General features: G+C 61.2%; 13 protein-coding genes and 1 pseudogene. 9 read left to right on the forward strand and 5 right to left on the reverse strand.

From position 1 onward, the window contains the following. Positions 1–238 (forward strand): acyl-CoA dehydrogenase C-terminal domain-containing protein (locus VFE81_RS15595; protein ID WP_325045457.1); only part of this gene is annotated, 238 nt, incomplete at its 5' end. Between the two features lie 176 nt (positions 239–414). Here the strand turns inward: VFE81_RS15595 and VFE81_RS15600 are convergent. Then, complete coding sequence (locus VFE81_RS15600; RefSeq protein ID WP_325045458.1) at positions 415–1701, reverse strand: D-amino acid dehydrogenase; 1287 nt, start codon at positions 1699–1701, stop codon at positions 415–417. A 169-nt stretch (positions 1702–1870) separates the two neighbouring features. Here VFE81_RS15600 and VFE81_RS15605 point away from each other — a divergent pair, with 169 nt between their 5' ends. Together VFE81_RS15605 and VFE81_RS15610 are read left to right on the forward strand one after the other, a co-directional pair. Further along, positions 1871–2359, forward strand: a complete 489-nt coding sequence (locus tag VFE81_RS15605) for an Lrp/AsnC ligand binding domain-containing protein (RefSeq protein WP_325045459.1) — start codon at positions 1871–1873, stop codon at positions 2357–2359. 98 nt (positions 2360–2457) lie between these two features. Next, positions 2458–3603, forward strand: a complete 1146-nt coding sequence (locus VFE81_RS15610) for a PA0069 family radical SAM protein (protein WP_325045460.1) — start codon at positions 2458–2460, stop codon at positions 3601–3603. A 16-nt stretch (positions 3604–3619) separates the two neighbouring features. Here the strand turns inward: VFE81_RS15610 and VFE81_RS15615 are convergent, their stop codons facing one another. Together VFE81_RS15615 and VFE81_RS15620 are read right to left on the reverse strand one after the other, a co-directional pair. Next, a complete protein-coding gene (locus VFE81_RS15615; protein WP_325045461.1) occupies positions 3620–4087 on the reverse strand; it encodes an NINE protein in 468 nt (155 codons plus the stop codon). A gap of 190 nt (positions 4088–4277) precedes the next feature. Next, positions 4278–5480 carry a PQQ-dependent sugar dehydrogenase gene (locus tag VFE81_RS15620; protein ID WP_414695601.1) on the reverse strand — a complete coding sequence of 401 codons (1203 nt, stop codon included), beginning with the start codon at positions 5478–5480 and terminating at the stop codon, positions 4278–4280. Positions 5481–5652: 172 nt separating this feature from the next. Between VFE81_RS15620 and rpsP the strand changes: the two genes are divergently transcribed. The 6 genes from rpsP to VFE81_RS15650 all read left to right on the forward strand — a co-directional run bounded on the left by rpsP (position 5653) and on the right by VFE81_RS15650 (position 9949). Further along, positions 5653–5907, forward strand: coding sequence for a 30S ribosomal protein S16 (rpsP, locus tag VFE81_RS15625; RefSeq protein ID WP_006050280.1), 255 nt, complete (start codon positions 5653–5655; stop codon positions 5905–5907). A 117-nt stretch (positions 5908–6024) separates the two neighbouring features. Continuing rightward, positions 6025–6759 (forward strand): ribosome maturation factor RimM, encoded by a 735-nt coding sequence (gene rimM / locus VFE81_RS15630; protein ID WP_325045462.1) that lies wholly within the window; start codon positions 6025–6027, stop codon positions 6757–6759. A gap of 24 nt (positions 6760–6783) precedes the next feature. After that, positions 6784–7551, forward strand: coding sequence for a tRNA (guanosine(37)-N1)-methyltransferase TrmD (trmD, locus tag VFE81_RS15635; RefSeq protein ID WP_325045463.1), 768 nt, complete (start codon positions 6784–6786; stop codon positions 7549–7551). 144 nt (positions 7552–7695) lie between these two features. Then, positions 7696–8085: a 50S ribosomal protein L19 gene (gene rplS, locus VFE81_RS15640; protein WP_325045464.1), complete on the forward strand. Its 390-nt coding sequence runs from the start codon at positions 7696–7698 to the stop codon at positions 8083–8085. A gap of 93 nt (positions 8086–8178) precedes the next feature. Further along, entirely contained in the window at positions 8179–8895 is a 717-nt protein-coding gene (locus VFE81_RS15645) for a CoA pyrophosphatase (protein WP_325045465.1), read from the forward strand. Positions 8896–9010: 115 nt separating this feature from the next. Further along, positions 9011–9949, forward strand: coding sequence for a CobD/CbiB family protein (locus VFE81_RS15650; RefSeq protein WP_325045466.1), 939 nt, complete (start codon positions 9011–9013; stop codon positions 9947–9949). Between the two features lie 163 nt (positions 9950–10112). Here VFE81_RS15650 and VFE81_RS15655 read toward each other — a convergent pair whose 3' ends face one another. Together VFE81_RS15655 and VFE81_RS15660 are read right to left on the reverse strand one after the other, a co-directional pair. Next, positions 10113–10433: a DUF2007 domain-containing protein gene (locus tag VFE81_RS15655; RefSeq protein ID WP_325045467.1), complete on the reverse strand. Its 321-nt coding sequence runs from the start codon at positions 10431–10433 to the stop codon at positions 10113–10115. 30 nt (positions 10434–10463) lie between these two features. After that, positions 10464–10655: pseudogene (locus VFE81_RS15660) on the reverse strand (ribosome small subunit-dependent GTPase A); the annotation flags it as partial.

Raw genomic sequence — 10655 nt, forward strand, 5'->3', positions numbered from 1 at the left:
CGGCAGCGTGCCGTATCTGAAGCTGGCAGGCACTGTTCTGGGCGGCTGGCAGATGGCGAGTGCGTTGCTCGTGGCGGCTGAAAAGCGCGACGAAGATCCGTCGTTCTACGGCGCGAAAATCGCGACCGCGCAGTTCTACGCTGAGCACGTGTTGCCGTTGGCGTCGGCGTTGGAAGCGTCGATCGTTAGCGCGAAGGGTGGAGAGAGTGTGCTGGCGTTGTCGGAAGATCAGTTCTGATGCCGCACTTCTATCGAGCTATGTAGCGAAAGCTCGTCGGTAAAAACAAACGGCGCCCTGTGTTGGGGCGCCATTTGTTTTTGTCTGACCGTTTTGTTAGCGATAAAAAAACCGGCTCAACCGTTCTCGAAGCGTTAATCGTTAATCGTTAAGCCCTAATTCTTAGCCTCCAAGCCTCAAGCATAAGCCGGACGATGCGCTTCGCCGGTCTCGCCGAGATAGCGATGCACCGACAGATCGTTCGATTGGATCGCCGGCTGCTTGCCCGACATCACGTCGGCCAGCAACTGACCCGAGCCGCACGACATTGTCCAGCCCAGCGTGCCGTGGCCCGTGTTCAGGAACAGGTTCGGCACACGGGTGCGGCCGACGATCGGCGTGCCGTCCGGCGTCATCGGACGCAGACCGGTCCAGAACGTGGCCTTCGACGTATCGCCGCCGCCCGGGAACAGATCGTTCACGCATAGTTCCAGTGTTTCGCGGCGCGCCTGGCGCAACGATTTGTCGAAGCCGACGATCTCGGCCATGCCGCCGACGCGAATCCGGTCGTCGAAACGCGTGATCGCGATCTTGTAGGTTTCGTCGAGCACGGTCGAAATCGGCGCGGACGCTTCATTGACGATCGGCGCGGTGATCGAATAACCCTTGAGCGGGTAGACCGGAATCTTCACGAGACCGGAGAGGAATTTGGTCGAGTATGAGCCGAGTGCCACGACGAACGAATCCGCGCGCACCAGTTCATCGCCGCATTGCACGCCGGCGATGCGGTCGCCCGCCATGGCGAGTGCGTCGATCGGGGTGTTGTAGCGGAACTTGACGCCCAGTTGCTCGGCCAGCGCGGCAAGGCGCGTGGTGAACATCTGGCAGTCGCCGGTTTCGTCGCCCGGCAGACGCAGACCGCCCGTCAGCTTGTGCGAGACCGCGGCGAGTGCCGGTTCGGCTTGCGCGAGTTCGGCCGGCGACAGCAGCTCATACGGCACGTTGGCTTCCCGCAGCACGGCGATGTCTTTCGCGGCGCCATCGAACTGCTGTTGCGTGCGGAATACCTGCAGCGTGCCGCCGGTGCGGCCTTCGTACTGGATGCCGGTTTCGGCGCGCAGTGCTTGCAAGCAATCACGGCTGTATTCGGCGAGGCGGACCATGCGACCCTTGTTCACCGCATAACGCGACGACGTGCAGTTTTGCAGCATCTGCCACATCCATTGCAGCTGGAATTGCGTGCCGTCGAGGCGGATTGCCAGCGGCGCATGCTTCTGGAACATCCACTTGACGGCCTTCAGCGGCACGCCCGGCGCCGCCCACGGTGACGCGTAGCCCGGCGAGATCTGGCCGGCATTGGCGAAGCTGGTTTCGAGCGCCGGGCCGGCCTCGCGATCGATGACAGTGACTTCATGACCGGCGCGCGCCAGGTAATAAGCACTCGTCACTCCGACAACGCCACTGCCCAAAACGACGACTCGCATAGCTGCTCCAGGATATCCAATAAGAGTTCTGAGGGCGGCGCGCTCGTCTGTTCGTTTGAATTCGTTCGATTAACGAGGTGTAACGCGGATCGCCCAGTGTTAACCGCTATACTATTAACAGTCGGGTAGGTTTTGTTATTGTATTTTCAGGATTTTCAGCAAAAACACTATGCGTACACAGCGCCAGCCAGTCCGGTCCCTCGACAAACTCGATCACAAGATCCTGCGGCTCCTGCAGCAGGACGGCCGGATGGCGATGAAAGACCTCGCCGAACAGGTCGGACTGTCGGTCACGCCTTGCATCGAGCGCGTCAAACGGATGGAGCGCGACGGCGTGATCACCGGCTATCACGCACGTGTGAACCCGGCCGAACTGGGCGCTGCGCTGCTGGTGTTCGTCGAGATCACGCTCGATCACAAAAGCGGCAACATGTTCGACCAGTTCCGCCGCGAGGTGCAGAAGATCCCCGAAGTGCTGGAGTGCCACCTCGTCTCGGGCGACTTCGACTATCTGATCAAGGCCCGCATCGGCGAAATGGCCGACTATCGCAAGCTGCTGGGGGACATCCTGCTACAACTGCCCGGTGCAGTGCAGTCGAAGAGCTACGTGGTGATGGAAGAGATCAAGGAAACGCTGACAATTGCGGTTGCCGATTAGTTCGTGCGGTAACTGCTCAGTTGGACTCGACAAACGGCGTAAACACTGTATATTTATACAGGTGTTTTGCGCCGTGTTTGTTTTTGTGTACTCCAGCCGTGACCGATTCCGACCTCCCCTCTGCTCACGAATTTCCGATCGCTCCGCCGGCACCTCGCAAGGGGCGCGGCGCAGTGACGAACCTGCAAGGCCGGTACGAAATCGACCAGCGCGAAGTGGTTGACGACGGCTGGCTTTCGTCGCCCGGGGAAGATGGCGAGCCCAAGGTCCTACGCACGCAAGTTTTCGAAGAGCGGGCCAAGACCATTCTCACGCGCAACGCGTCACCGGACATTCCGTTTAGCGTGTCGCTGAACCCGTATCGGGGCTGCGAACATGGCTGTATCTACTGCTTCGCGCGGCCTACGCATAGTTATCTGGGGTTGTCGCCGGGGCTCGACTTCGAAAGCCGCATCTACGCGAAGATCAATGCACCGGAATTGCTAGAGCGCGAGTTGTCGAAGAAGTCCTACGTGCCCGAGCCGATCGCGCTGGGTGTCAATACGGACGCCTGGCAACCCGCCGAGCGCGATTTGCGGCTTACGCGGCGGGTGATCGAAGTGCTCAGCGAACGGGGTCATCCATTCGCGGCGATCACCAAATCGTCGCTGATCGAACGTGATCTCGATCTGCTCGCGCCGATGGCGGCGCGCGGGCAGTTCATGGCGGCCATTACCATCACCACACTGGACGCGGATATTGCGCGCACGCTAGAACCGCGTGCGGCCACGCCGTCGCGTCGACTGCGCACGATCCGTACGTTGAGCGAGGCGGGCATTCCTGTTGGCGTCAGCATCGCGCCAGTGATTCCGTTCGTCACCGAGCCGGACATGGAACGCGTGCTGGAAGCCTGTGCGGAAGCCGGCGCATGCAATGCGAGCTATATCGTGCTGCGCTTGCCGTGGGAAGTTGCACCGCTATTCAAGGATTGGCTCGCGGCGCATTTTCCCGATCGTGCTGACCGGGTGATGAGCCGCGTACGCGATATGCGAGGCGGGAAGGACTATGACTCGAACTTCTCCACTCGAATGAAGGGAGAAGGTTTGTGGGCGGATCTGCTAAAGCAGCGATTTCAGAAAGCCACGCGCCGTCTGGGACTGAACCGGCGTGATCGCGGGATTCTGGACATGTCGCACTTTCGCCGGGGCGAGCCGCCGCGTGCCGAAGCGCCGGCGCGCGACAATCCTCAATTGAACCTTTTTTAGCGTAAAGCGTAGGCGGTTATTGCGACAGCGCTTTGGCGGCCTGCACCTGGCCTTCGAAGTAAGTCTGGAATGAAATCGCGAGACCCGTCATCAGCAGGAACGCGCCGATCAGCAGCGAAAAGATCACGATGAAAATGACGGTCCAGCCAGAGCGGCTTTTGCGCTGGGTTTGCACGTTGAACTGCGCATCCCATTTTTCATCCGGACGCAGGCCGTAGACGATTGCAGCCAGAAAAGCGGAGAGAAGCGAAACGGCGCCGAAAAACGCGAGCACCCAGCCGAGCATCGAAGCCCGCTCGCTTGCCACCACCAGCATGACGCCCGGAATCCCGATCAGCGTGCCGAGCAGATGAGCCCAACCGTAAATGTCGCGCATGCCGTACAGATAGAAGCGGTGAGCACCGAGGCTGCCGAAGAAGAACGCCAGCGCGGCGGTAATCGTCTTGGATCTGAAATGCGAGGAAGTCGAAGCAAGAGTGGACATGTAGGCGGGATATGAGTGACAGGCGGTCGAAAGGAGCGGGGCGCCGGTGGGCGTGGACCGACGCGCATTCTACGCCACGCTGCGTGGCGCCGGTCGCGCGGCGTGTGATCGCCTTGGCAGCGGGGGGCTGAAGGCGCCGCGGGTTTGACCGGGCGGAATCACTGAGCACAGAGCTACGCGGCGGTTAAGGCTAAGGTGCTGTGTAGGTCACGCGATAGACCGCCCCGGCGTAGTCGTCGCTGATCAGGAGTGAGCCGTCAGGCATCGGTTGGACGTCGGCAGGGCGCCCCCACACCGCTTCCCCCGGCTGGAGCCAGCCTTCGGCAAAGACTTCCTGATGCGCGTTGCTGCCGTCCGGGTTGGTGATCACCTGCACGACCCGGTAGCCGACCTTCTTGCTGCGATTCCACGAACCGTGTTCGGCGATAAAAATATTGTCTCGATAAGCGGCCGGAAACATCGAGCCGCTGTAAAAGCGCATACCGAGCGAGGCGAGATGTGCACCGAGTTTGACAACCGGCGGTGTGAATGCGCTGCAGGGATGGTTTTTGCCGAATTCGGGGTCGGGCGTGTCGCCGCCATGGCAGTACGGAAATCCGAAGTCCATGCCGTTGCGGGGCGCGCGGTTGAGCTTGTCGTCGGGTACGTCGTCGCCCATCAGGTCGCGGCCGTTGTCCGTGAACCACAGCTCGTGCGTCACCGGATGCCACGCGAAGCCGACCGTGTTACGGATGCCGCGCGCTACGACTTCATAATGGCTGCCGTCCGGGTCCATCCGGCCGATCAGGCCGAAGCGGTCGCGGTCTTTCAGGCAGACGTTGCAGGGCGCGCCTTGTGGTACGTACAACTTGCCGTCCGGCCCGAAAGCGATGAATTTCCAGCCGTGATGTGTTTCCGTCGGCAGTTTGTCGGTGATGACGACCGGCTTGGGCGGGTCGTTCAGATGAGCGTCGATCGCGTCGAAGCGTAGAATTTTCGACACCGCGGACACATACAGCGCGCCCTCCCGCCACGCCACGCCCGCCGGTGTTTCCAATCCGGACGCGATCACGTGACGAGCCGTCACGCGCCCATTTTGCAGCTCGAGCGCGTAGACGTGGCCGTCGAGGCTGCCTATATAGAGAATGCCCTTCGGCGAGAGCGCCATGGCCCGCGCGCTCGGCACCGCGTCCGACAACACTTCAATATGGAAGCCCGGCGGCAGTTTAATGCGTTCGACCGGTAGCCCGGCTAGCGCTGGCAGGGCCGTGGCGGCGAGCAACAGTGCTGCGCCGGTTCGCAGCGTCTGAACGCGGGCGGCGCGCGAAAAGCTGGCAAGCAGCGAAGAACCGGGGACTCGTCGAAAGACGGCGAACGAAGCGAAAAAAAACACAGGCGGAGGCAGGAGTTTCACGGGCGTTCCATCAGGTAATTCGGGCGTCTCGGCGTGCTCCGGGCCCCCAGCCCGTAGGGCCGGCTCAACCCCGTCGCTCAGTTTATCCCGGTAAGTGTTTGTTATGGCGTTGGTTTCCCGCTATAATCGCGTGTTTCAGTCGTTCCGAACCCCGGTTTTCAAGGATTCTAGTATGGTCATCATCCGCTTGGCTCGTGGCGGCTCCAAGAAGCGCCCGTTCTACAACATCGTCGCAACCGATTCGCGTAACCGTCGTGACGGCCGCTTCATCGAACGCGTTGGCTTCTACAACCCGGTCGCTACGAAGGGTGAGTCGCTGCGTATCGCTCAAGATCGCCTGACGTACTGGCAAGGCGTTGGCGCACAACTGTCGCCGACCGTCGAGCGTCTCGTGAAAGAAGCGCAAAAGGCGCAGCCGGCTGCTTAATGGTAGCTAGCATGCGTATCGTCGTCGGTTCGGCCGGCGGCTCGCGCAGCTTGCGTGAGCAGTCCGATGCGCGAGTATTGCTGAAGCAGACGTCGAAGTTGGCAGCGAGGTTCTCTTATGTCTGAGCGTGATTCCAGCAGTTCAGGTCGCGTGAAGGCAAAAGCGGCGGCCCCGCGCGCGAAGACGTCTGGTCAGGCGCCGTTCGGTGCGTTCGTCCGCAAGCCGGTCGAAGGGACCGAAGAAAAGGCGAAAGCCAAAGTTGCAAGCACCGGATCCGGCGCAGCAGAAATGCGAGCGGAAACGGTGGAAAGCTGGCCGGCCGATGCGGTCGAGGTCGGTGCAATTGTCGACGCTTACGGCCTCAAAGGCTGGGTCAAGGTGGCCGCGCATGCGGACGCCGGGCACGGCGGAGATGCGTTGCTAAGCGCGAAGCGCTGGTGGTTGCTGAAAGGCCAGGAGCGCAAGTCTGCGCCGTCATTACACGCAAAAACGCATAGCGACAGTGTCGTTGCCCATCTGGGCGGCGTAACTGACCGCGATGTGGCGCTAGCACTGCGCGGCACGCGCGTTTATATCAGCCGCAGTGAGTTTCCGGCCCTCGAAGCCGATGAATTCTACTGGGTCGACCTGCTCGGCCTGGATGTGGTGAACGTTGCCGGAGTCAATCTCGGCAAGGTTGCAGACATGATCGACAACGGTGCGCACTCGGTGTTGCGCGTCGAATTCCCGGATACCGACAAAAGCGGTAAGCCGGTCACCGGCGAGCGTTTGATCCCGTTCGTCGGCGTCTTTGTCAAAACGGTGGATCAGGCGGCGAAGCAGATCATCGTCGACTGGGAAGCCGATTACTAAATAACTCGCTGAATGGAGAGAGCGATGCAGTTTGATGTCGTGACGCTCTTTCCTGACATGTTTCGTGCGCTGACCGACTGGGGTATCACCAGCCGTGCGGCGAAGCAGGAGCGCTACGGGTTGCGCACGTGGAATCCACGCGATTTCACGACCGACAACTACCGCACAATCGACGATCGCCCGTACGGCGGCGGCCCCGGCATGGTGATGCTGGCCAAGCCTCTCGAAGACGCGATCGGCGCGGCGAAAGCGGCGCAGGCGGAGCAGGGCATCGGCGCGTCGCGCGTCGTGATGATGTCGCCGCAAGGTGCTACGCTGAATCACGACCGTGTCATGCAGTTTGCTGCCGAGCCCGGTCTGATCCTGTTGTGCGGGCGCTATGAAGCGATCGATCAGCGTTTGCTCGACCGTGTCGTCGACGAAGAAGTCAGTCTCGGCGACTTCGTGCTGTCCGGCGGTGAGTTGCCGGCTATGGCGCTGATGGATGCTGTGGTGCGTCAGTTGCCGGGCGTGCTGAACGACTCGCAATCGGCGGTGCAAGATAGTTTCGTCGAGGTGCTGCTGGACTGTCCGCATTACACGCGTCCGGAGGAATACGACGGCGTGCGTGTGCCCGATGTGCTGCTCGGCGGCCATCATGCGGAAATCGAAGCATGGCGCCGGCGTGAAGCCTTGCGCAACACGTTGAACAAACGGCCCGATCTGATCGTGAAGGCCAGAAAGAACAAGATGTTGAGCCGTGCCGACGAGGCATGGCTTACGAGTCTCGCGAAGGAAGAGTCGAAGGCATAAAGCCCTGGTCTTTCAAGCGGACATAGGCGGCGCCGCACATGCGTGTACGGCGCCAGATGTGAACCCATCCTCTATCGGGGCCGTAGCCAAGCATTTTTTGTGAGGCAGGTACGAACGTCGACAAGATGGACATAGGAGTCAGTGATGAATCTGATTGCAATACTCGAGCAGGAAGAAATCGGCCGCGCTCTCGGCGAGAAGACCATCCCCGAATTCGCCCCCGGCGATACGGTGATTGTCAGCGTGAACGTGGTTGAAGGCACGCGTAAGCGTGTTCAGGCTTACGAAGGCGTCGTGATCGCCAAGCGTAACCGTGGTCTGAATTCGTCGTTCATCGTCCGCAAGATTTCGTCGGGCGAAGGCGTCGAGCGTACGTTCCAGACGTACTCGCCGCTGCTGGCAAGCATCGTCGTGAAGCGTCGTGGCGATGTGCGTCGTGCAAAGCTGTACTACCTGCGCGACCGTTCGGGCAAGTCGGCTCGGATCAAGGAAAAGCTGGTCGCGAAGAAAGACCGCGCTGCTCCGGCAGCGTAAAAGCTGTAAGAAAAAGCACCCCTCGCGGGTGCTTTTTTGTTTGCCAGGTCAAAATAGCGGAATGTCCCCTATCCGCTCATTCCGAGAGACCCGTTGATCCGCCCCGCCTTTGAGCCTGAAACTCTACCTGTCGAAGCGACGGGCGCCGATCTGCCACCGGTGGTTGCCGGGCGCCTGACGCCCGATGGTCTGCGTGCGCGCTTCGAGCAGCGTCTGAGTTGGACGCCTGAACCGATTATCGAAGCACCCTGGCGCGATCAGCACATCGATCCGCGTGTTGCCGCTGTGCTGGTGCCACTGGTTGTGCGCGACAATGGCCTCACCGTGCTGCTGACCCAACGAGCCGACCATCTGAACGACCACGCCGGCCAGGTGAGTTTTCCCGGCGGCCGTCACGAACCGTTCGACGCCGATGCGACGGCCACGGCCTTGCGCGAGGCGCAGGAAGAAGTTGGTCTCGACCCGTCACGCGTTGAAATTCTCGGTGCGTTGCCCGACTATCTGACGGGCACCGGGTTTCGGGTGACGCCCGTGATCGGTCTTGTGCACCCGCCATTCACGTTGAAAGCCGATGCACTCGAAGTAGCCGACGTCTTCGAAGTGCCGCTCGCTTTTTTAATGAATCCCGCGCATCACGAGGAGCGCGTGTTTCGTTACGAAGGCGGCGAGCGCCGTTTCTTCGCCATGCCTTATCCGCGGGCTGCGTCGGCTGAAGCGGAAGATCGCGAGCGCCAGGTGGGTGGCCATTATTTCATCTGGGGCGCGACGGCGGCGATGCTGCGCAACTTCTATCGCTTTCTCGCGGCGTGAGCGACATCGGCCTGTGCACTTGTTGGGTGTTTGTCAATGTCTGCGCTCAGTCGCATCCGACCCTGTGCTATCGTTATAAAACAATCGTAAAAACTCGAAAAGCACGGCGCATCGCATGACTTTTTTCTCCGTATTGCTGGCTCTGATTATTGAACAGGTGCGCGCGCTGTCGCTGAACAATCCGGTGGCGGCATTGCTTCAATACCACGCGGAGTCGGCGGCGCACGGATTCGATGCCGGCAAGCCCAAGCATGGCGTGCTCGCGTGGCTCGTAGTGGTGGTGCCCTGGACGTTGGCCGTCGCGCTCGTCTACTACGTGCTGTATCACATTCACTTCGCGCTGGCCTTCCTGTGGAACGTCGCGGTGCTGTACTTCACGCTCGGCTTCCGGCAGTTCAGCCATTACTTCACCGACATCCACCTCGCGTTGAACAACGACGATGTGCCGCGCGCGCGTGAAATCCTGAATGAATGGACCGGGCTTGACACGGTCGATATGCCCGTCAGCGAGATCGTGCGTCATACGCTGATTCACGCGGTGGTCGCCTCGCACCGGCACGTGTTTGGCGTGTTTTTCTGGTTCCTGATTCCGGTCGGGCCTGCCGGCGCGGTGCTGTACCGGATTGCCGAGTATCTGGCGCGCACGTGGGCACGGCCGGTCGACGATCGTACCGCCGCGTTTTCGAGTTTCGCGCAGCGTGCCTTCTTCGTGATCGACTGGGTGCCGGCGCGGCTTACGTCGCTGGGCTTTGCGATCGTCGGTAATTTCGAAGACGCGATTTATGCATGGCGCAACCACGCGCGTCAGTGGCCCGACGCGAACGACGGCGTGTTGCTGGCCGCGGGCAGTGGGGCGTTGGGTGCGCGTCTGAGTGGGCCGCTTGCCGAGCAGTCGAGCCTCGACGCGCTGGCTACCGGCGACGGCGGCCCGATGCAGGTCGGCGACGACTGCACGCCGCGCACCCTGCAATCGGCGGTGGGTCTCGTGTGGCGCGCGGTGGTGCTGTGGATGATCCTGCTGTTGATGCTGACGATTGCGGTGTGGCTCGCCTGATACAGCTTGCTTGAATCAGCGCGCGACTGACGCAACGCAAAAAAGCCGGGTATAACGAACCCGGCTTAATGAGATGGTCAGCCTGACCGAAACGGCCCGAGCGCGCTTCGCCACTTTTCACCCGCGCTCGAACCATTCACCGTTCAGCCAGGCCTCAACCGCTTCACCCATCCAGTGGATCACGCGCCGTCCCACACTGCCAACACACCGTGAACTGCGCTTCGAGCATTTCTCCGCACTGGCGGCATTGCCACGAAGGCGAGCCCGCAGCCGGTCCATGTGAAGCTGCATCGATGAGGCGCCGCGCCATCGCCTCATCGCGTTCATCGACGAGCCACAGTTCCGGCGCGCACTGATCTGCCGGAATATCCCCGAGCGCGCCGTTCAGATAACGGTTATGCAACTCGCAAGCGATGCCCGCCGTCTCGAGCACATTGACCCAATGCTGTCCGATGATCAGATTCGGCGCGCGCATCAATTTCATCGTGAATCCATGGGTTGACAGCGACGCGCCTCAGCGCACGATCTGGCTGGCTTCGTGCACCAGTTGCGCATACAGGGCGTGCCGTTCGCGCCGGATGTGGCCGTCGGCGACCGCTTCGAGAATCGCGCAGCCCGGCTCCTGCAGGTGATGGCAGTTGTAGAAGCGGCAGTTCGGCAGCAACGGCCGGAACTCGGGAAACGCGCGTTCGAGCCGGCCTTCGGT

Origin of the sequence: Paraburkholderia sp. (assembly GCF_035656215.1) — a bacterium.
In the GTDB taxonomy this organism is placed as follows: domain Bacteria; phylum Pseudomonadota; class Gammaproteobacteria; order Burkholderiales; family Burkholderiaceae; genus Paraburkholderia.